The organism is Pseudomonas sp. CFBP13528 (assembly GCF_005233615.1).
Taxonomy (GTDB): domain Bacteria; phylum Pseudomonadota; class Gammaproteobacteria; order Pseudomonadales; family Pseudomonadaceae; genus Aquipseudomonas; species Aquipseudomonas fluorescens_AM.
The window spans coordinates 165,532-185,265 of sequence record NZ_QGAJ01000001.1 but is presented as its reverse complement, the minus strand read 5'-3'; the positions used below and the strand labels follow the sequence as shown (position 1 = coordinate 185,265).

The window sequence follows — 19,734 nt, the reverse complement described above, 5'->3', positions numbered from 1 at the left end:
GTTTATTCATAAACCTGCGTGTGCGGCGATGGCGGCGGCGATGGCCAGGGCCAGCTCTTCGGGTTTGCGCTTGATCGAGTAGTTGGTCAGCTCAGGGTGGCTTTCCACAAAGCTTGTATTAAATTGGCCGCTGCGAAATTCCGGGTTGCGCAGGATTTCCTGGTAATAGGCGGCGGTGGTCTTCACGCCTTGCAGGCGCATGTCGTCCAGGGCGCGCAGGCCACGGTCCATGGCTTCTTCCCAGGTCAACGCCCACACCACCAGTTTCAGGCACATGGAGTCGTAGAACGGCGGAATGGTGTAGCCGGTGTAGATCGCCGTGTCGGTACGCACGCCAGGGCCGCCGGGCGCGTAGTAACGGGTGATCTTGCCGAAGCTTGGGAGGAAGTTGTTCTTCGGGTCTTCGGCGTTGATGCGAAACTGCAACGCGAAACCACGGTGCTGGATATCTTCCTGTTTCACCGACAGCGGCAGGCCCGAGGCGATACGAATCTGCTCACGGACGATATCGATCCCGGTGATTTCCTCAGTGATGGTGTGTTCCACCTGCACCCGAGTGTTCATCTCCATGAAGTACACCTCGCCCTCGGCGAGCAGGAACTCCACGGTGCCGGCGTTCTCGTAGCCCACGGCCTTGGCTGCGCGCACCGACAGGTCGCCGATGTAGGCGCGCTGTTCCGGGGTCAGCTGCGGGCTGGGGGCAATTTCGATGAGCTTCTGGTTGCGGCGCTGGATCGAGCAATCACGCTCGAACAGGTGCACCACGTTGCCAAAGCTGTCACCGAGGATCTGCGCCTCGATGTGCTTGGGATTGACGATGCATTTTTCCAGGAACACTTCTGCCGAGCCGAAGGCCTTGGTGGCTTCGGAGATCACACGGGGAAAGGCTTGTTCGAGTTCTTCGCGGCTGTTGCAACGGCGAATACCGCGACCGCCACCACCCGAGGTGGCCTTGAGCATCACCGGGTAACCGATACGGTCGCCTTCGGTGAGGGCTTCATGGATGTCGGCGACGTTGCCTTCGGTGCCCGGCGTAACCGGTACACCGGCCTTGATCATGCTGCGGCGTGCTTCGGTCTTGTCGCCCATGCGGCGAATCACTTCCGCCGACGGACCGATGAACTTGATCCCACGCTCGACGCAGATGTCCGCCAATTCGGCGTTTTCCGACAGGAAACCGTAGCCGGGGTGCAGTGCATCGCAGCCGGTTTCCACGGCCAGGTTCACCAGTTTGCGCGGGTTCAGGTAACCGGCCAGGGGCTCGGCTCCGATGCTGTGGGCTTCGTCGGCACGCTTGACGTGCAACGCGTGGCGGTCGGCGTCCGAATAAACCGCGACCGAGCGAATGCCCATCTCGGCGCAGGCACGCACGATTCGTACGGCAATTTCACCACGGTTGGCGATCAGGATCTTTTTTATCACTTGGAAATTCCCTTGAGCCGATTGCTGCGTCTTTGACCCTGGGTAGCCGGGGGTCAGCGCGTGACCAAATGTTTCATGACAGTCGCGAGACACACACTATGCGCACCGAGGGATTAACAAAAATCAATAATTATTGGGTTGTGTATAAGTAAAGACTTATAGTTAGCAGGACGATGGGTGGAGCGGGAATTATTTGATGCGTAAGTCATTGATGCGTATGACATTGCGTCAGCTGCAGATTTTCAATGAAGTGTGTGATTTGCGCTCCTACAGCCGTGCAGCCGAGGAAATGTCCCTTACCCAACCGGCCGTCAGCCTGCAAATTCGCCAACTCGAAGAGCTGATCGGCCAGCCGCTGTTCGACTATGTCGGCAAAAAGCTCTACATGACCGAGGCCGCCGAAGCCCTCCAACGGGCCAGCCGGGATATTTTCGGACGCCTGGAAAACCTCGATATGCAGCTCTCGGACATGCAGGGCTCACTGCAGGGCCAATTGAAGCTGGCGGTGGAGTCCAGCGCCAAATACTTCGTGCCGCACCTGTTCGCCGCTTTCAAGCGCCAGCACCCGGAGGTTCAATTGCACCTGACCGTGGTCAATCGCGCCCAGGTGATCCGCCGACTCTCGGACAACCGCGACGACCTGGTGATCATGTCCATGGTGCCTCAGGACATGGGCCTGGAATTCCTGCCGTTTCTCAACAATCCGATTGTCGCCGTGGCGCTGCCGGATCATCCGCTGAGCCTGCAAGGGCCGCTGCGCCTGCAGGATCTGGAACCCTACACCCTGCTCATCCGCGAACCGGGCTCCGGCACACGACTGGCGTGCGAAGAGTACTTCAAGGAAAAACGCGTGCACTTCACCCAGACCGTGGAAGTGGCGTCGGCCGAGGCGCAGCGTGAGTGCGTGGTCGCAGGTTTGGGCGTGGCCCTGCTGACGCGCCACGCCTTGAACCTGGAACTGGCCACCGGCGGGCTCAAGGAGCTGGCGGTGGAAGAACTGCCGCTGTATCGCAGTTGGTGCCTGGTGCAAGCCAAAGCCAAGCGGCTGTCACCGGTGGCCCATGCGTTCCTGGGCTTTATTCGCAGCGAACGGGTACAGATCAGCGCGCTGGCTGAGCGCTTCGCTGGGCAGCCAAGGGCGCCTGCCAATGCAGTTCCGGGTAATCACTGATGCTCTGGAGCAGTTGGCGCTGGTCGCAGCGGTCTTCGATTGCGCGACGGAACGCCATGCGGCGCTGGTCTTCCTGCTGACGACGGGTCTTGACGGTGCTGTTGCTGTCTTCGTAGGTCCGGGCCATTTGGAGTCTCCCAATGCGAGTACGTGGGAGTACAGAATGGGCGCGGGGGATGACGGGGCGATGACAACCTGATGAAGATTCTGGACACACATGAGAACCCAATGTGGGAGGGGGCTTGCCCCCGATGGCGGCGGGTCAGTCAATGAATCGGGTGACTGACACTGCGCTATCGGGGGGCGAGCCCCCTCCCACATTTCGACCGAGTATGGCCCATGAATCAGTCGTCGAGGGCTTTGACCGACTTGGGCGACAACCGCAGGCTGCGCAAACTGCGCTTCACGCTCTTGAGGTGGTTGACCAGGCTCGGCCCACGGGCCATGGCGACCCCCATTGCCAAAACGTCGATCACCACAAGGTGAGCGATGCGCGAGGTCAGCGGCGTGTAGATCTCGGTGTCTTCATGCACGTCGATCGCCAGGTTCACCGTGGACAACTCCGCCAACGGCGTCTGGCTCGGGCACAGGGTGATCAGCGAGGCGCCGCTTTCACGCACCAGGTTGGCCGTGATAAGCAGGTCTTTGGAGCGACCGGACTGGGAAATACAGATGGCCACGTCGGTAGGCTTCAAGGTCACCGCCGACATCGCCTGCATGTGCGGGTCGCTGTAGGCCGCCGCCGTGAGCAGCAGGCGGAAGAATTTGTGCTGGGCGTCGGCCGCCACCGCGCCGGAAGCACCAAAGCCATAGAACTCTACGCGCTGGGCCTGGGACATGGCGGTCACGGCCTTTTGCAGCTCCACCGGGTCGAGCTTCTCGCGCACTTCCATCAGGGTGTGCAAGGTGGTGTCGAAGATTTTCAGGCTGTAGTCGGCGACGGAATCGTCTTCATGGATCGCAAACTGGCCGAAACTCGCCCCGGCGGCCAGGCTTTGCGCCAACTTGAGCTTCAAGTCCTGAAACCCGGAGCAACCGATGGCGCGGCAGAAGCGCACGATGGTCGGCTCGCTGATGCCCACGCTGTGGGCCAGGTCAGCCATGGAACTGTGCATCACGGCCGCAGGGTCAAGCAGCACGTGATCGGCAACCTTGAGTTCCGATTTGCGTAACAGGTGGCGCGACTGGGCGATATGTTGCAACAGGTTCAAAGGGCAGGACTCTTGTTATTGGCAGACGCCAGGGATGTAGCAAGCTTGTAGTTATACTACAAGAATTGCCGTTTTGCCCGCCTGATGCAGCACTAAATCGCCCCGCCCCCCTCTGAAATTAAGGGTAGAGGCTTTGTAGCCACAGGGGCTGCCCCCGAGTCGTTAAGGAAATTCCGGATTTTTCCGTAACAAATCTGCCAGCCCCTCGGCGTGCATCGGTCGGCTGATCAGATAGCCCTGTACCTCGTCGCACCCCTCGCTTCGCAGGAAATCCAGTTGCTGCTGATCCTCCACGCCTTCGGCCACCACTTTGAGCGCCAACCCGTGGGCCATGGCAATGATCGCTCGGGTAATGGCGGCGTCCTCACGCCCCTGGCCAAGCCCCCGGATAAAGGTCTGGTCGATCTTCACGTAATCCACCGGAATACGCTTGAGGTAGCTGAGAGATGAATAGCCGGTGCCAAAATCGTCGATGGCCAGCTTCACACCCAGCTCGCGCAACTGCCGGAAGGTAATGATGATGTGCTCGACACTGTCGAGCAGCTGACTTTCGGTCAGTTCCAACTCGAGGTATTGCGGGTCCAGCCCGGTCTCTTCCAACACCTGGCGCACCAGGCTGACCAGCTTGCCCTGGCGTAACTGATGCACCGACAGGTTCACCGACACGCGAATCGGCGCCAGCCCCTGACGCTGCCACTCACAGGCCTGCCAGCAGGCCTTGCGCAACACTGACTCACCCAGCGGCACGATCAGACCGGTTTCTTCGGCCAGACCGATAAAGTCCCCCGGCGGCACCAGGCCCCATTGCGGATGTTCCCAGCGCACCAGGGCCTCCACCGCATTGAGCTTGCCGGTGGCCAGGCACAGTTTGGGTTGGTAGAACACCGTGAGCTGGCCCTCGTCGATGGCCTTGCGCAAATGGTTTTCCAGCTGCAGGCGCTCCAGGGTGCTGGCTTGCAGGCTATCGGTGTAGAACTGGAAATTATTCCCGCCCAGGTGCTTGGCGTGCTGCATCGCCATATTCGATTGGCTGACCAGCGCAGAAATTTCCCGCGCATTATCCGGCAGCAGGCTGACGCCCATGGAGGCACTGACCACCAGCTCATGCCCCTCTACCGTCACCGGCACGCGCAGCTTTGCCAATAGCCGAGTCGCCACGCGCGCCAGGCTCGACAAGTTGCCATAGGCATCGAACAGCACGGCGAATTCATCACCGGACAGGCGTGCAATGGTGTCGGCTTCCGGCAGTGCGTTGATCAACCGCCGTGCCATTTTCTGCAATAGCTGGTCAGCCACTTCATGGCCCAGGCTGTCATTGAGCAGCTTGAAACGGTCGAGGTTGATGTGCAGCAGCGCCAGGCTGCGCCCACCCTGACGCACGCGCTGATGCGCTTCACGCAGCCGTTCACGAAACAGCGAACGATTGGCCAGGCCCGTCAACTCATCGTAATGGGTGAGGTAGCGCATGCGCTCCTCGGACTCGCGTCGCGCGGACATATCGGCGAAAAAACCGACGATATGACTGACATTGCCGCGAGCATCGCGCACCACGCTCAGTTGCAGCCACTGCGGGTACAGCTCGCCGTTCTTGCGCGTCTCCACCAGTTCCCCTTGCCAGGTGCCGTGGCTGAGCAGCGCCTGGCGAATCACCGGGAAGTGACGCCGGGCATCGCGACTGCTGGGTAACTCCACGACATTGCGCCCGAGCAGGTCGTCGATGTCAAAACCGGTGACACGGCTGAACGCCTGGTTGACCGCAATCAGCACGTAGTTCGGGTCGAGAATCACGATGCCTTCGCTGGCGGCCTCGAACACCGTCGAGGCGAGCCGTTGCTGTTCTTCCAGGGCCTTGCCGGCACTGATGTCGCGGCGCGTGCCGAGCATGCGGATCACCCGCCCACCGGGCGAACGCTCTACCGCGCGCCCACGGTCCTCGATCCACACCCAGTGCCCGTCGCCATGGCGTATCCGGTATTCCACCTGATAGTCCTCGCTGCGGCCTTTGAGGTGCTCCACCAGCGCATGCTTGAGCAGCGGCAGGTCGTCGGGGTGCAGGCGCGGCTTGAGATGACTGAGCATCGCGGTGACGTACTCGGGTTCCAGGCCGAACAGTTCCTTGAGCTGGGTGTGGTGCACCTCATCGGTTTGCAGGTTCCAGTCCCACAGGCCCAGTTCACTGGCTTGCAGCGCCATGGCCAGGCGCGCCTCGCTTTTGTTCAGGGCGAGGCTGGCGGCGTCCAGTTCCTGACTGCGCAGCGCCATACGGTCTTGCAGGCCGACCTGGGCGTCACGCAAGTCCTGCTCGACCTGGCGACGCTGCTCGACTTCGCGCATCAACGCCTGGTTCAACTGCTCGCTGCGTTGCCGGGCCTGCTGCAAATGCTCGATCAAGGCCTGGTTCTGGAAGCGTCGCAACAGACCGCGCTGGATCAGGCGGTTGACCTGCCACGCCACCACACTCAACGACGCCAACAGGATCACACCGAGCACGCCCCAGCCCTGTTGCTGCGAGGTGCCGCTGCAGAACAGATACACGATGACCGGCAACAGGCACGGCAAGGCGAAGGACACAAAGGCCCAGAGGCTTACGGCATACGCCACGCTGGCCGACAGCATCGCCGCGCCGATCAGGCCGAACACCCAGGCCTGTTGCATGAAGCTGTCGGTGGGCACCAGGGCGATGGCGGCGATCGACAGGGTCAGGCCGCTGACCGCCGAGCCGAGCATGAACATCCGGCGCCAGACAGGTTGGGCCTGACGGCTGGGCATGGCCGACTCAAAGGCCGCCACCTGGATGACCCGCATCGCCACCAGCGCCAGCAACCAGACCAGCCAGAGGCTGTCGAGCAGGTATTGCGCAGGGTTCCACAGCAGCCAGGCGCACACCAGACCATTGACCAGCATCAACAGGGTCGGCACCAATGAGCCTTGATACAACAGGCGTGTCCGCTCGACCGCCATCTGGGTGGCGTAACGTTTGCGGATAACCTGCGCAGGCGCCGCCGAAGGGCCGAACAGGTCAGTGTCAAAGGTCATAGGCAGTGTTCTTATAATGGTGAGCCCGAACGTCGACGGAGCATACACAAGCAAGCGCTCGGGCCAAACTGCTCCAGATCATAAAAAACGCCCGGCCGTTGGGCGCAAAGCGCTGTTCCAGACAGCTTGAACGAGACGCCACGCGGGCTGTGGCGCATGACTGACCGGTCATCCGCACCCGACAGAATGTTGCCCCGCAGGCGGTTTTCCGTCGGGCGCGTGGCATTGGGGTTTGCCCGTCTTCACCCGGCACCCTAGAATGCGCCGATGCGCGATGATCTCTCCCTTTTGCTGAACTCCCTCAACGATGCCCAACGCCAGGCCGTAGCGGCCCCCGTTGGCCGTCAGTTGGTCCTGGCCGGTGCTGGCTCCGGTAAAACCCGAGTGCTGGTGCACCGTATCGCCTGGTTGATCCAGGTCGAGAACGCGTCGCCCCATTCCATCCTGTCGGTGACGTTCACCAACAAGGCTGCCGCCGAGATGCGCCATCGCATCGAGCAACTGATGGGCATCAGCCCGGCCGGCATGTGGGTCGGCACCTTCCACGGTCTGGCACACCGCCTGTTGCGGGCGCATTGGCAGGAAGCGGGGTTGGCCCAGACTTTCCAGATCCTCGACAGCGACGATCAGCAACGTCTGGTCAAGCGGGTGATCCGCGAGCTGGGCCTCGACGAGCAGCGTTGGCCGGCACGCCAGGCCCAGTGGTTTATCAACGGTCAGAAAGACGAAGGCCTGCGCCCGCAACATATCCAGGCCAGCGGCGATCTGTTCCTGGCCACCATGCGCAGCATCTATGAAGCCTACGAGGCGGCCTGTGCACGCGCCGGCGTGATCGACTTCTCCGAACTGCTGTTGCGTGCCCTCGACCTGTGGCGCGACAACCCCGGCTTGCTGGCCCATTACCAGAAGCGTTTCCGGCACGTTCTGGTGGACGAGTTCCAGGACACCAACGCCGTGCAGTACGCCTGGTTGCGCCTGCTGGCCAAGGGTGGCGACAGCCTGATGGTGGTGGGTGACGACGACCAGTCGATCTACGGCTGGCGCGGCGCGAAGATCGAGAACATCTATCAGTACTCCGAGGACTTCCCGGACGCGGTGACCATCCGCCTTGAGCAGAACTACCGCTCCACCGCCGGGATTCTAAAGGCCGCCAACGCCTTGATCGCCAACAACACCGGGCGCCTGGGCAAAGAGCTGTGGACCGACGGCGGCGAAGGCGAAGCGATCAACCTGTACGCCGCCTTCAATGAACACGATGAAGCGCGCTACGTGGTGGAAAGCATCGAAAGTGCGCTGAAAACCGGCCTTTCGCGCAGCGATATCGCCATTCTTTACCGCTCCAACGCCCAATCCCGCGTATTGGAAGAAGCCTTGTTGCGTGAACGCATCCCGTATCGCATCTACGGTGGCCAGCGCTTCTTCGAGCGTGCGGAAATCAAGAACGCCATGGCCTACCTGCGCTTGCTGGAAGGTCGGGGCAACGACGCGGCGCTGGAGCGGGTGATCAATATCCCGGCCCGTGGCATCGGCGAAAAAACCGTCGAGGCCATTCGCGAACACGCCCGCCATGCCGATGTGTCGATGTGGGAGGCCATGCGCCTGCTCATCGCCAATAAAGGCCTGACAGGCCGCGCAGCCGGCGCACTGGGTGTGTTTGTCGAGTTGATCGAGAACCTTGCGGCCAAGTGCGCGGAGATGCCCCTGCATTTGATGACCCAGACCGTGATCGAACAGTCCGGGCTGATCGCCTACCACGAGGCCGAAAAAGGCGAAAAAGGCCAGGCACGGGTAGAAAACCTCGAGGAACTGGTCAGCGCCGCCCGTGCGTTCGAAAACGCCGAGAACGAAGAGGACCTTACTCCGCTCGCCGCCTTCCTTGGCCATGCTTCGCTGGAGGCCGGGGACGCCCAGGCTGACGAGCATGAAGACAGCATCCAGCTGATGACCTTGCACAGTGCCAAGGGCCTGGAATTCCCGTATGTGTTTCTGGTGGGCATGGAAGAAGGCCTGTTCCCGCACAAGATGAGCCTGGAAGAGCCTGGCCGTCTTGAAGAAGAACGTCGCCTGGCCTACGTGGGTATTACCCGGGCCATGCAGAACCTGGTGATGACCTACGCCGAAACCCGACGCCTGTACGGCAGCGAGACCTACAACAAGGTGTCGCGCTTCGTACGTGAAGTGCCGAAGGGGCTGATCCAGGAAGTGCGCCTGTCAAACAGCGTCAGCCGCCCGTTCGGCGGTGGCCAGCAGCAGAACTCCAGCAACATGTTTGCCGGCTCCGAGATTCCGCAAACCCCGTTCAGCCTGGGCCAGCAGGTCAAGCACGCGATCTTCGGCGAGGGCGTGATCCTCAACTTCGAAGGCGCCGGCGCCCAGGCGCGGGTGCAGGTGAACTTCGCCGAAGGCAGCAAGTGGCTGATGATGGGCTACGCCAAACTTGAGGCTGTCTGAAGTCTTCCCTCCTGTAGGAGCGAGCTTGCTCGCGAAGAACGTCCAGATAACGCGTTCATCCAGAATGCCCGCGTTATCGTTGACGATTTTCGCGAGCAAGCTCGCTCCTACAGAGAACCGTTCAACATGAAGGTTTTTGGCCTACCCTTGTTTTTAGTAAGGGCGGGCCAATATCTGTAATAAGTCCTACAGACCATTCCGAATCAGTCCTACGCAAAAGCCCGAAACATTATGTCGCTAGCCACTGTCACGACACCTGTGCAACATGGCGCGCGTGCAATCCACAAATGGGAATTCCCTTTATGAAACGTTTTCTTAGCATCGCCATGGCGTTGTGCATCGGCTTGACAATGAGCCTCGACGCCAACGCCAAACGCTTCGGCGGCGGCAAGAGCATGGGCTCGGCGCCGACTCACCAGACCAGTCAGATGGCTCCATCCGCCGGTGCCGGCGGTGCTGCAGCGACTGCGGGCGCAGCCGGTGCCGCTGGTGCCGCGGCCAAGGCCGGCGGTGCTTCGCGCTGGTTGGGCCCATTGGCCGGCATCGCCGCCGGTGGCCTGCTCGCGTCCATGTTCATGGGCGGCGGCTTCCAGGGCATGCAGATCTTCGACATCCTGATCCTGGCGGTCATTGCCTTCGTGATCTTCCGCTTTATCGCCGCCCGTCGTCGCAAGCAGCAGGAGCACCTGGCTCCGGCCGGCGCGCCGATGCAGCGTGAAGTGTTCGAGCAAAAACCCGCCATGGGGTCGATCTTCGGCGGTTCGGCAGCCCCTGCTGCCGCCCGTCCGGTAATCAACGCGCCGGCGTGGTTCAACGAAGAGCGTTTCGTCGAAGCGGCCCGCAACCACTTCCAGTCCCTGCAGCAACACTGGGACGCCAACGAAATGGACAAGATCGCCGAGTTCGTGACCCCGCAACTGCTGGAGTTCCTCAAGCGCGAACGTGCTGACCTGGGTGACGGCTTCCAGTCGACCTATATCGACGACCTGCGCGTACAGCTGGAAGGTGTGGATGATCGCGCCGACAAGACCATCGCCACCCTGACCTTCAGCGGCGTGTCGAAGACCTCGCGTTTCGACCAGGGCGAAGTGTTCAGCGAAAGCTGGAACATGGAACGTCCGCAGGGCGAAAACCAGCCATGGCTGGTCGCCGGTATCCGCCAGAACGGCTGAAACCCGCACGCTTAAGCAAGTGGTAACAAAAACCCCGGACATGTTCCGGGGTTTTCTATTTCACGGTTGCACTTATAGCGAGCTACTGTATAAAACGCCCCTATAAAACGCGCCATCTAGCAAGAGGATCCCGGCCGTGGAAGAAATCATCGAACAACTGCGTGAAGCCAACGAACCGGTCCCGGTTCCTTTGGAGCTGCCTGACGAAGACCAACTGGTGGAAATCGAAGAACAACTGTTCATCGACATTCCCTTCGTGTTCCGCGAATTCCTGCTGACCGTCAGCGACGTGGTCTACGGCAGCCTTGAGCCGGTGACCGTCACCGACCCGCAGTCCCACACGTATCTGCCGGACGTTGCCGCCAACGCCTGGGACGCCGGTGTTGACCGCAGCCTGATCCCGATCTGCCAGGACGGCGACGACTACTACTGCGTCGAAGAAGACGGCACCGTGGTGCTGTGGTCCGCCGAGGAAGAACTGGTTCAGGAAGAAACCTGGGAATCGGTGTGGCACTGGGCGCGGGACGTCTGGCTGGAAAGCTGAGCCTCTTGTAGGAGTCGGGCTTGCTCGCGAAAAACCTGGGCGCGACACTGGGTGTCAGGTTTCCCGCGTTATCGTTGACGATCTTCGCGAGCAAGCTCGCTCCTACTGCGTATCCTTGTGGTTATCCTTGTGGTTATCCAGCGTCTCCAGCAAGGCCACCTGCATCCTCGTATGCACGCGGATGAACCAGCGCCAGAGCACGGCCGCCACCGCCGCCGTGACCACCGCAATCAGCACCAGCAACTTGTTGGTCGGCAGAATACTGGCCGACAAGGCTGCCAACAGCAGGAAGATCACCAACAGCGACAGAATGGGGATCAGTTCCGCGATCACCCGCCGCACACGCTGGGTATGCCGCCCGGCCATTTCCGGCTTCACACTCATCTCCGCCAGCAACATCGACAGCGCCTTGAGCTTGCGGTACGCCGCGATCAAAAACGGCAGCGACAACAGCAGTGCCCCACCCCAGATCAACGCCTTCTGCCAACTTTGATCGCTGATCCAGCCTTCCAGATACCCTCCGATGCGCGCCGCGAAAAAGCTGCCGGCGAAGAAGATCGCAATCACCAGCGCCAGGTTCACTCCCACTTGCAGCACGATCTTGCGGATCATCGACGCCAGCATGGCGCCTTCGCCTTGAGGCTGAATACTGCGCAGCCATTCGCCATACATTGCGAATACCCGGCTCATGCGCTGGGGCATCACGGCGGCAATTTTCAATGACAGCGGGTCGGCGCCGCGGATCAGGTAAGGGGTGAGCAACGTCGTTATCGCCGAAACCGCCACCGCCACCGGATACAGAAAGTCGCTGGTGACCTGCAGAGTCATCCCCAGCGCCGCGATGATGAAAGAAAATTCGCCAATCTGTGACAGGCCCATGCCCACCCGCAACGAGGTGCGACCATCATTGCCGGCGATAAACGCGCCCAGCCCGCAAGACAGCATCTTGCCCAGCACCACGGCCACGGTAATGACCGCAATCGGCCAAGCGTACTGCAGCAGGATTTGCGGGTCGATCATCAAGCCGATGGCGACAAAGAAAATCGCGCTGAACATGTCGCGAACCGGTTCGATCAGGCGCTCGATTTTAATCAGTTGGCGTGATTCGGCCATGATCGCGCCGATCAGGAAGGCCCCCAGCACCATGCTGTATTCGAGCTTGACCACCAGCAGGCAGAAGCCGAAACACAGGCCCAGTACCGTGATCAGCAGCATCTCGTTGCTTTCGAACCTGGCCACGTAGGCCAGCAGGCGCGGCACCAGCAAAATACCGATCACCAGCGCAACAATCATGAACAGCGACAGCTTGCCCACGGTGGAAAACACCTCGCCGGAGCTGACCGTGCCGCTGACGGCGATGCTCGACAGCAAGGCAATGATGCCGATCCCCAGGATGTCTTCGACGATCAGCACGCCGAATATCAGCTGGGCGAAACGCTGGTTCTTCATCTTCAGGTCATTGAGCGCCTTGACGATGATGGTGGTTGAGGAGATCGCCAGGATCGCGCCGAGAAACAACGAGTCCATGGTGTTCCAGTCGAACCATTGACCGATCTCGTAGCCGATCCAGATCATCAGGATGATTTCCAGGAACGCCGCGATAAACGCCGTGGCGCCCACCTTGAACAGCTTGCGCAGGCTGAACTCCAGGCCCAGGCAGAACATCAGGAAGATCACCCCGAGTTCGGCCAGGGTCTTGATCGTGTCTTCATCGTGAATCAGGCCGAACGGCGGCGTGTGGGGGCCGATGATGAAACCGGCGACGATGTAGCCCAGCACTACCGGCTGCTTGAGGCGATGAAACAGGATGGTGACCACCCCCGCCACCAGCATGATCACGGCCAAGTCCTGGATAAAGCTGATGGCGTGCATGGCGTGGGGCTCCTTGAAATTGCTGGCGGTTTCCACTTCCCGCGCGCGCAGCCGCTGAAAGAAAAGTCTGCCGTGACCGTAAGAAATGCCCATAGAGGCGCGTTTGAAGGTTAACACTGCGACTTCCGCCGGAAAGCCGGTGCAATATATGGAAACAGATCGGCCCGGGCGTGACGGCAAGCCGCCCACCGGCGTCCCGTTAGGGATGGCTGCAAAGCTCCCAGCACCCGCAGAGGTGCCCTACCCAACCAATGCCTAAACCCGTGAGTGTGCTATGGAACCCGGAAACGCCCAGCTGTCGATGACGGTATTGATGACCCCTGACATGGCCAATTTCTCAGGCAATGTCCACGGCGGCACCCTGCTCAAGTACCTCGACGAAGTGGCGTACGCGTGCGCCAGCCGTTATGCCGGCCGCTATGTGGTCACGCTGTCGGTGGACCAGGTGATTTTCCGCGAGCCGATCCATGTCGGCGAACTGGTGACCTTTCTCGCGTCGGTCAACTACACCGGCAACACCTCGATGGAAGTGGGCATCAAGGTAGTGACCGAGAACATTCGCGAGCGCTCGGTGCGTCATACCAACAGTTGCTTCTTCACCATGGTAGCGGTGGACGACCAGCGCAAACCGGCCGCCGTCCCCCCCTTGCAGCCGCAGAACAGCGAAGACAAGCGCCGCTTCGTGCAGGCCCAGCAGCGTCGGCAGATTCGCCAGGAACTGGAAAAGCGTTACCAGGAAATCAAGGCCGACGCGCCCTGAGTCCAGATCTGCGAACCCAATCAAATGTGGGAGGGGGCTTGCCCCCGATAGCGGTTTTTCAGCCAAACAGATGGCGGCTGATATATCGCAATCGGGGGCAAGCCCCCTCCCACATGGGTTTGTATTTACAGGCTGATCGGCGTCGCCTCAAAGCGTACGCGAGGATGGGCAATACGATCCTGCGCCCGCACCAGTTCCAGTTCATAACTGGCGCAGGCCTGGGTCTCCAGCAGCACCTCATGCACCGCCGCCGCTGTGAACTCGAAAGCCGCCACCAGGCTATCGCCCAACAGCACCCGCGCCAGGAACAGCCCCGACGTCAGGTCCCCCACACCCACCGGCTGGCGCGGAAATGCCAGGAGCGGCCTGCGCAAGTGCCAACTGCCCTCGGCCGTCACCAGCAGCATCTCGAAGCCGTCCGGCAGTTTGCCCGGGTAATCCAGATGCTTGACCAGCACCGCCTTCGGCCCGCGCGCCAGCAGGGCCTTGGCCATCGCCAGGCAATCGAACAGCGATTGCGGCTTGCGCCCGGCAAAGCTGTCCAGCTCCAGTTGGTTAGGGCACAGGAAATCCGCCATGGCCGCAGCCTCGTTCAGCAGGAAATCACTGACTTCCTGCGGCACGATGCAGCCCTTTTCCGGATGGCCCATCACCGGGTCGCACAGGTACATCGCCTTGGGATTGAGCGCTTTTATACGCGCCACGCCACTCAGAATGGCGCGCCCCTGATCCGCGCTGCCCAGATAGCCGGACAGCACCGCATCGCAGTTACCCAGCTCGCCGATCGCCGCGATACCTTCCACCAGTGCTGGAATTTGCTGCGGCGCCAGCACTTCGCCCGCCCAGTGGCCATACTGTGTGTGGTTGGAGAACTGCACCGTGTTGAGCGGCCATACATTCACCCCAACCCGCTGCATGGGGAACACGGCGGCGCTGTTTCCGGCATGGCCAAAGACCACATGAGACTGGATCGCAAGCAGATGGGGTGTACGTTTCATGCAGGAGATTTCCATAAAGCCGTTGAAATTCTGGCCGCGCAGTATGCGACTAAACGCAGCCTGTACGACAGACCGGCGACACAGTTAAGCTGCGCTCACTTTGTTGGAGTTCATGGAATGCTGACCCTGGGAAACATGTTCGTGTTGATGCTGCTGGCGACCGGCGCCGCTTGGGTCTGGCACAACCATGGCCTGCGCGAGCGGGCGCTGGAGCGGGTCAAGCAGCACTGCGCCAAGCTCGACATCGAACTGCTCGACGGCGCGGTGGCGTTGAAACGCATCGGTTTCGTGAAGGATGCCAGTGGTCGGCGCCGCCTGGCGCGCGTCTACAATTTCGAGTTCACCGTGACGGGCGAGGCTCGCCACAGCGGCACCATCACCCAATTTGGCGCTCACAGCGCGCAGATCGAACTGGCGCCCTACCCGTTCGAAGCCAAGGAGCCGCTGCCCAGCGCCGAGGTTATCGAACTGAGCCAGTGGCGCCAGGATCACGCCACCAAGAACCGTCAGTAACGGCAGGCCATCACGGCGGCCTGCAATGCCGCCATGTCCTGGGGTGCGCTGAAGATCAGTTCGATACGCGAATCGCGGCGCCATTCGCTGGGCTGCCAGGCCAACGGGCTGTTATCCACAGCATTGGCGGATACCCACGCGTCACGGCTGTGGATAACCAGCTTGGCACGACGCCATTCCAGACCTGTCAGCCACTGCTTCAACCGCTGCGGATCGAATTGCTGGCTCGGGTGCCAGCGCCAGCCGATGCTCCAGCCGTTTTCCTGGGCCTGGCTCAGGCAGATCGGCAGCGCGGGGTCGCTCCAGACCGTCTCTATGTGCGCCAAGCCTTTGGGGGCCACAAAGTTATCCACAGCCCCGCCTGCCTGTGCCGTCAAACCAGGTAACTGCTCAATGGGCAACCGCGCCTGACGCGTCCAATAAACCGCGTTGCCGGGTAATTGCTGCTCAATGGCCCGGCGCTGCAGCGCATCCAGCGTCTCATCCTTGTTCAACACCAGCAGGCCGGCACTGGCCAGCGCCTCCTGCTGCGCCGGCGGCAAAGGTCTGCCCGCTGCCAGGGCCTGAGCGTCCAGCACCAGTACGCAGGGCTGAACCGCCAGTACGTCCTGCCATGGCGCCTGGCTCAGTTGTTTGAGTAACTGCGCCGGATGGCCCAGGCCCGAAGGCTCGATAAACAGCCGATCCGGCTTGGCCTTGCGCAACAACCGACCCAGGCCTACCTGGAACGGCGCACCATTCACACAACACAGGCAGCCACCCGCGACCTCGCCCAGGGCAATGCCATCCTCCTCTTGGGTGAGCAAGGCAGCGTCCAGGCCGATCTGCCCGAACTCGTTGATCAACACCGCCCAACGCTCGTTGGCCGGGCGCTGGGCAAGCAGGTGTTTGATCAGGCTGGTCTTGCCGGCGCCCAAGGGCCCGGCAATCACGTGGGTGGGAATATTCTGCAGCATGGAAGGCATCATTCAGGCCATGTAGAGCGCTTGATCCTACGCGTTTATGCGAGCCAATCCAGCGTGAGAATCAAGCGACGCTCATTGGCCTTCAGGGCGGGCGAGCGGTGAATCAGGCCATGGTGTTCATTGCCGTGCCATTTGGTGCCCTTGAGCAGCGCCACTTCACCGCAGTGGATGTGCTCGATGCGCTCGGTGGGTTCTGCGTCAGGCTGGCTCAACCGGCGGCGGTCCATGACGCCTTCGCGCAGCCACTGGCTGCCAACGCCGGCGTAGGTGGTGATCAGCCGCACAGGCACGTGGTCGACATGAAAACGCGGGCACATGGCCTTGTCCAGCAGGCGCAAACGCACGCCGATGCGCCTGGCGCCAAGCAGGCAGGCGAAGGCGCCGACCAGCCAGGAGACATCGGCGATAAAGCCATCATAACCTTCAAGATCACGGCAACCGGACGCCAGGCCCTGCAAATTCGGCACGGTATCGTCGTCGCTCAACTCGATGACCAACGCTTCGGCCAGCGGCTCATCGAGCGCCACCAGCAACGCACCGAATTGGGCAATATGCAGCGGTAGTTGGCGCTGCCACAGCGCCAGGTTCACGCCATCTTCCAGGATGCCGGAGAGCGCCAGCGGGGTTTCCCCGCTGGTCTGGCGAATCACGGGGCGCAGGGGAATAACCGGGGCCAGCATCAGGCGGCTGCCTCCTCATACCAGGGGCCAAAGGGATCGACCCACTGACACCAGCCTTCGACGCCCAGGGCCATTTCTTCGTCAGTGAGCAGGCACTGGTCGAGCTCGGCACGCATCTGCGCGAAATCGATGTTCTGCCCGATAAACACCAGTTCCTGACGGCAATCGCCGGTGCTCGGCTGCCAGTTGCCCATGATTGCGGCAACACTTTCTTCGTCCTGCGGCCATTGGCTTTTCGGCACGAAGCGCCACCAGCGGCCAGCAAAACCATGGCGCATCAAACCACCGGCCTGGGACCAACTGCCGGCGTCCTGGTGTTTGCTGGCCAGCCAGAAGAAGCCTTTGGAACGCAACAGCTTGCCGTTCACCCAGGGGCGGTCGATGAAGTCAAAAAATCGCTGCGGGTGGAAGGGGCGGCGCGCACGGTAAGCGGTGGAGGCGATGCCGTACTCTTGGGTCTCCGGTACGTGTTCGCCGCGCAACTCCTGCAACCAGCCCGGGGCCTGGGCGGCCCGTTCGAAATCAAAGCGACCGGTGTTGAGGATTTTGTGCAGCGCCACCTCCCCCATCACCATCGGGATGATGTGTGCCTGGGCATTGAGCCGTTCGAGGATCGCCATCAGCTCTTGGCGCTCGTGACTGCCGATCAAGTCGATCTTGCTGATCAGTATCACGTCGGCGAACTCGATCTGTTCGATCAACAGGTCGGTGATCGAGCGCTCATCCTCTTCCCCCAGGGTTTCTCCGCGTGAGGCCAGGCTTTCTGCGGCTTGATAGTCGAGCAGGAAATTCATGCCGTCGACGACGGTGACCATGGTGTCCAGGCGTGCGATATCCGCCAGGCTTTGCCCGTCTTCATCGCGAAAGGTGAAGGTTTCAGCCACAGGCATCGGTTCGGAGATACCGGTGGATTCGATCAGCAGGTAATCGAACCGACCTTCCCTGGCGAGCTTGCCGACTTCTTCGAGCAAATCTTCACGCAAGGTGCAGCAGATGCAGCCATTGCTCATCTCAACCAGCTTTTCTTCGGCACGATTGAGAGTGACGTCGCGCTGGACCTCGCTGCCGTCGATGTTGATTTCGCTCATGTCGTTGACGATCACCGCCACGCGCAGGTGTTCGCGGTTGCGCAGTACGTGGTTGAGCAGGGTGCTTTTACCGGCGCCGAGAAAGCCGGACAACACGGTAACGGGTAGACGATTGGGCATCAGGTCGCTCTCATCAGGCTGCCCGGTCAAGCCAGGCTTTGTTTTATGTTATAGTATAACAATACAAACAAGCCAACCTTCCTTGCTCTGCGTGACGAAGGGCGCGAAGCTTGATCACCTCCCAACCCCAGAGAAACCCGATGAAACGCCTTTGGTACATCCTGCTACTGGCAGCGGCGGGACCTGCCTGTGCCCAATCGCCAAGCCTGTCGGCCCACTGTACGCGCAGCGCCAACCTGCTGGCCTGCGTAGACCCGCTGGGCAATGCCTACAGCGTGGCGACCGTGGGCAGCACCACGTATTTGCGCGGTGTCGAAGTGATCGGTAAACGCTACTGGGCACAAACCAACAGCCGCTATGGGCAGCTGACGTTCTTTACCGGGTTGGCATCGGACGGTGAGGCGTGGGTCGGCTACACGCGGCGCGTGGGCTGGACCACGCTTAACCGCTTCTCCAGTTCCGGTGGAGCCAGCGCCACATTCACCTGCAGCCGAATCACCGGCTGTTAGACCTGGCCTTTCTGCTGCTCCTGCACCCACGCCATGTAGCTGTTCATCGGCGGGTTTTTCTCGAAGTATTTTTTCAGACCGTCGAACAGGCCATCGGCAACCGCCTGTTGATGGCGCGCCGTCACCAGCCGCTGGGCGTCCTGGGTGTTGGAGATAAAGCCGGTCTCGACCAGGATCGACGGCACGTCCGGTGATTTGAGCACCGCAAAGCCGGCCTGCTCCACGCGCTTCTGGTGCAGGCTGGTGATGTTTTGCAGGCTACCCAGCACCGAGCTGCCCAGTTGCAGGCTGGAGGCGATGGTCGCGTTCATCGACATGTCGAGAATCACCCCCGCCAGCATCGGGTCCTTGTCCTTGAGGTTGAGTAACGTCGTGGCGCCCAGCAGGTCAGCACCGTTTTCGCGTTGCGCCATGAAGCGTGCGGTCGCAGAGGTGGCGCCTCCTTCAGACAGCGCATACACCGAGGCGCCCGAGGCGGTAAGCCGAGGTGCGGCGTCGGCATGCACGGAGATGAACATATCGGCTTTGTGCTGACGGGCGATGTCCACGCGCTTGCGCAAAGGCACGAAGAAGTCATCGTTGCGCACCAGCTTCACGTCGAACCCCTTCTCGCGCTTCAAGCGTCTGGCCAGCAACTGAGCGATCGACAGCACCACATCTTTCTCACGCTGGCCTTTGGAGCCGATGGCCCCGGGATCCTTGCCGCCGTGACCCGGATCGACCACCACGATGATGTCGCGCCGGGGATGTGTTTTATCCACCGGCGCGATCAAGGGCGCAGGCTCGGCGGCGATTTGACGAGGCGCCAGTGTGGCGCGGGTCAGGTCGAGCACCAGGCGATGGCCCTGGCCCTCCTGGGGTGGCAACAGGAAACTGTTGAGCTGCATCGGCGCAGCCAGGTCCAGCACGATGCGGGTGTCGTTCTGGCCGAAATGCCCGGAGCGGATCGAGGTAATTCCGCTGTTCTTCAGCGCCAACTGGGAGAAGTCACCGCTGAGCCCCGCGCCGCTCAGGTCGATGATCAAGCGCTCCGGGGCGGTCAGTGAAAATGTCTTGTATTGCACCGGGCCGCTGAGGTCGAAGACCAGCCGCAGCTTATCGGCGGAACGCCACAGGCGCGCATTGCGGATCTGCGTGGCGTAAGCCCCCAGCGGCAAGGCGAACAGGGGGCTGAGCAGCAGCAGGTTGAGGAGCTGACGTCTGTGCATGACCGATACCGCGA

Annotated in this window: 17 protein-coding genes; 7 read left to right on the top strand and 10 right to left on the bottom strand. The window is 61.3% G+C overall.

Annotation, left to right across the window (positions count from 1 at the left end):
• Positions 1-6 precede the first annotated feature (6 nt).
• Complete coding sequence (locus PspCFBP13528_RS00890; protein WP_065953300.1) at positions 7-1,422, bottom strand: acetyl-CoA carboxylase biotin carboxylase subunit; 1,416 nt, start codon at positions 1,420-1,422, stop codon at positions 7-9.
• Between the two features lie 196 nt (positions 1,423-1,618).
• Here PspCFBP13528_RS00890 and PspCFBP13528_RS00885 point away from each other — a divergent pair, with 196 nt between their 5' ends.
• A complete protein-coding gene (locus tag PspCFBP13528_RS00885; protein ID WP_065953301.1) occupies positions 1,619-2,593 on the top strand; it encodes a LysR family transcriptional regulator in 975 nt (324 codons plus the stop codon).
• Here the strand turns inward: PspCFBP13528_RS00885 and PspCFBP13528_RS00880 are convergent.
• The 3 genes from PspCFBP13528_RS00880 to PspCFBP13528_RS00870 form a co-directional block, all read right to left on the bottom strand.
• Positions 2,523-2,720, bottom strand: a complete 198-nt coding sequence (locus PspCFBP13528_RS00880; RefSeq protein ID WP_083218075.1) for a hypothetical protein — start codon at positions 2,718-2,720, stop codon at positions 2,523-2,525. The two genes, PspCFBP13528_RS00885 and PspCFBP13528_RS00880, sit on opposite strands and share 71 nt — an antisense overlap.
• A 217-nt stretch (positions 2,721-2,937) precedes the next feature.
• Positions 2,938-3,804, bottom strand: coding sequence for a transcriptional regulator HexR (gene hexR / locus PspCFBP13528_RS00875; protein WP_003177007.1), 867 nt, complete (start codon positions 3,802-3,804; stop codon positions 2,938-2,940).
• A gap of 162 nt (positions 3,805-3,966) precedes the next feature.
• A complete protein-coding gene (locus tag PspCFBP13528_RS00870; protein WP_137199489.1) occupies positions 3,967-6,840 on the bottom strand; it encodes a GGDEF domain-containing phosphodiesterase in 2,874 nt (957 codons plus the stop codon).
• A 267-nt stretch (positions 6,841-7,107) separates the two neighbouring features.
• Between PspCFBP13528_RS00870 and uvrD the strand changes: the two genes are divergently transcribed.
• The 3 genes from uvrD to PspCFBP13528_RS00855 all read left to right on the top strand — a co-directional run bounded on the left by uvrD (position 7,108) and on the right by PspCFBP13528_RS00855 (position 11,007).
• Positions 7,108-9,291 (top strand): DNA helicase II, encoded by a 2,184-nt coding sequence (uvrD, locus tag PspCFBP13528_RS00865; protein WP_065953304.1) that lies wholly within the window; start codon positions 7,108-7,110, stop codon positions 9,289-9,291.
• Between the two features lie 302 nt (positions 9,292-9,593).
• Positions 9,594-10,463 carry a Tim44 domain-containing protein gene (locus tag PspCFBP13528_RS00860; RefSeq protein ID WP_065953305.1) on the top strand — a complete coding sequence of 290 codons (870 nt, stop codon included), beginning with the start codon at positions 9,594-9,596 and terminating at the stop codon, positions 10,461-10,463.
• Positions 10,464-10,599: 136 nt separating this feature from the next.
• Positions 10,600-11,007 carry an SMI1/KNR4 family protein gene (locus tag PspCFBP13528_RS00855; RefSeq protein WP_003195742.1) on the top strand — a complete coding sequence of 136 codons (408 nt, stop codon included), beginning with the start codon at positions 10,600-10,602 and terminating at the stop codon, positions 11,005-11,007.
• Between the two features lie 102 nt (positions 11,008-11,109).
• Here PspCFBP13528_RS00855 and PspCFBP13528_RS00845 read toward each other — a convergent pair whose 3' ends face one another.
• On the bottom strand, positions 11,110-12,879 hold the full coding sequence (locus PspCFBP13528_RS00845; protein ID WP_065953429.1) for a cation:proton antiporter: 1,770 nt from the start codon (positions 12,877-12,879) through the stop codon (positions 11,110-11,112).
• Between the two features lie 274 nt (positions 12,880-13,153).
• Here PspCFBP13528_RS00845 and PspCFBP13528_RS00840 point away from each other — a divergent pair, with 274 nt between their 5' ends.
• The gene (locus tag PspCFBP13528_RS00840) at positions 13,154-13,639 is read left to right on the top strand and encodes an acyl-CoA thioesterase (protein ID WP_053258732.1); all 486 of its coding nucleotides are present in this window, start codon (positions 13,154-13,156) and stop codon (positions 13,637-13,639) included.
• Between the two features lie 125 nt (positions 13,640-13,764).
• Here the strand turns inward: PspCFBP13528_RS00840 and pdxY are convergent, their stop codons facing one another.
• Positions 13,765-14,637 carry a pyridoxal kinase PdxY gene (pdxY, locus tag PspCFBP13528_RS00835; RefSeq protein WP_065953306.1) on the bottom strand — a complete coding sequence of 291 codons (873 nt, stop codon included), beginning with the start codon at positions 14,635-14,637 and terminating at the stop codon, positions 13,765-13,767.
• A gap of 117 nt (positions 14,638-14,754) precedes the next feature.
• Between pdxY and PspCFBP13528_RS00830 the strand changes: the two genes are divergently transcribed.
• On the top strand, positions 14,755-15,150 hold the full coding sequence (locus tag PspCFBP13528_RS00830) for a DUF3301 domain-containing protein (RefSeq protein WP_057726057.1): 396 nt from the start codon (positions 14,755-14,757) through the stop codon (positions 15,148-15,150).
• On the opposite strand, the gene PspCFBP13528_RS00825 is transcribed toward PspCFBP13528_RS00830, so the two are convergent.
• Genes PspCFBP13528_RS00825 through zigA form a run of 3 tightly spaced genes read right to left on the bottom strand, consistent with a single transcriptional unit; the run spans position 15,144 to position 18,003 of the window.
• Positions 15,144-16,106 (bottom strand): CobW family GTP-binding protein, encoded by a 963-nt coding sequence (locus tag PspCFBP13528_RS00825; protein ID WP_137199488.1) that lies wholly within the window; start codon positions 16,104-16,106, stop codon positions 15,144-15,146. The two genes, PspCFBP13528_RS00830 and PspCFBP13528_RS00825, sit on opposite strands and share 7 nt — an antisense overlap.
• A gap of 44 nt (positions 16,107-16,150) precedes the next feature.
• A complete protein-coding gene (locus PspCFBP13528_RS00820; protein ID WP_137199487.1) occupies positions 16,151-16,795 on the bottom strand; it encodes a DUF1826 domain-containing protein in 645 nt (214 codons plus the stop codon).
• Entirely contained in the window at positions 16,795-18,003 is a 1,209-nt protein-coding gene (gene zigA / locus PspCFBP13528_RS00815; protein WP_137199486.1) for a zinc metallochaperone GTPase ZigA, read from the bottom strand. The genes PspCFBP13528_RS00820 and zigA overlap by 1 nt, the downstream gene beginning before the upstream one ends.
• A gap of 140 nt (positions 18,004-18,143) precedes the next feature.
• On the opposite strand from zigA, the gene PspCFBP13528_RS00810 reads away from it, so the two are divergent.
• Positions 18,144-18,512, top strand: coding sequence for a glutamine synthetase (locus tag PspCFBP13528_RS00810; RefSeq protein WP_065953310.1), 369 nt, complete (start codon positions 18,144-18,146; stop codon positions 18,510-18,512).
• On the opposite strand, the gene PspCFBP13528_RS00805 is transcribed toward PspCFBP13528_RS00810, so the two are convergent.
• Complete coding sequence (locus PspCFBP13528_RS00805; protein WP_065953311.1) at positions 18,509-19,720, bottom strand: N-acetylmuramoyl-L-alanine amidase; 1,212 nt, start codon at positions 19,718-19,720, stop codon at positions 18,509-18,511. The two genes, PspCFBP13528_RS00810 and PspCFBP13528_RS00805, sit on opposite strands and share 4 nt — an antisense overlap.
• Between the last annotated feature and the right edge of the window lie 14 nt (positions 19,721-19,734).

Bases quoted from the DNA above. Each gene is read 5' to 3' on its own strand.
- zigA (WP_137199486.1), bottom strand. From the start codon at position 18,003: ATGCCCAATCGTCTACCCGTTACCGTGTTGTCCGGCTTTCTCGGCGCC.
- PspCFBP13528_RS00860 (WP_065953305.1), top strand. From the start codon at position 9,594: ATGAAACGTTTTCTTAGCATCGCCATGGCGTTGTGCATCGGCTTGACA.
- PspCFBP13528_RS00810 (WP_065953310.1), top strand. From the start codon at position 18,144: ATGAAACGCCTTTGGTACATCCTGCTACTGGCAGCGGCGGGACCTGCC.
- PspCFBP13528_RS00845 (WP_065953429.1), bottom strand. From the start codon at position 12,879: ATGCACGCCATCAGCTTTATCCAGGACTTGGCCGTGATCATGCTGGTG.
- uvrD (WP_065953304.1), top strand. From the start codon at position 7,108: ATGCGCGATGATCTCTCCCTTTTGCTGAACTCCCTCAACGATGCCCAA.
- PspCFBP13528_RS00820 (WP_137199487.1), bottom strand. From the start codon at position 16,795: ATGCTGGCCCCGGTTATTCCCCTGCGCCCCGTGATTCGCCAGACCAGC.
- PspCFBP13528_RS00805 (WP_065953311.1), bottom strand. From the start codon at position 19,720: ATGCACAGACGTCAGCTCCTCAACCTGCTGCTGCTCAGCCCCCTGTTC.
- PspCFBP13528_RS00840 (WP_053258732.1), top strand. From the start codon at position 13,154: ATGGAACCCGGAAACGCCCAGCTGTCGATGACGGTATTGATGACCCCT.
- PspCFBP13528_RS00885 (WP_065953301.1), top strand. From the start codon at position 1,619: ATGCGTAAGTCATTGATGCGTATGACATTGCGTCAGCTGCAGATTTTC.
- PspCFBP13528_RS00880 (WP_083218075.1), bottom strand. From the start codon at position 2,720: ATGGCCCGGACCTACGAAGACAGCAACAGCACCGTCAAGACCCGTCGT.
- PspCFBP13528_RS00825 (WP_137199488.1), bottom strand. From the start codon at position 16,106: ATGCTGCAGAATATTCCCACCCACGTGATTGCCGGGCCCTTGGGCGCC.
- PspCFBP13528_RS00830 (WP_057726057.1), top strand. From the start codon at position 14,755: ATGCTGACCCTGGGAAACATGTTCGTGTTGATGCTGCTGGCGACCGGC.
- PspCFBP13528_RS00870 (WP_137199489.1), bottom strand. From the start codon at position 6,840: ATGACCTTTGACACTGACCTGTTCGGCCCTTCGGCGGCGCCTGCGCAG.
- pdxY (WP_065953306.1), bottom strand. From the start codon at position 14,637: ATGAAACGTACACCCCATCTGCTTGCGATCCAGTCTCATGTGGTCTTT.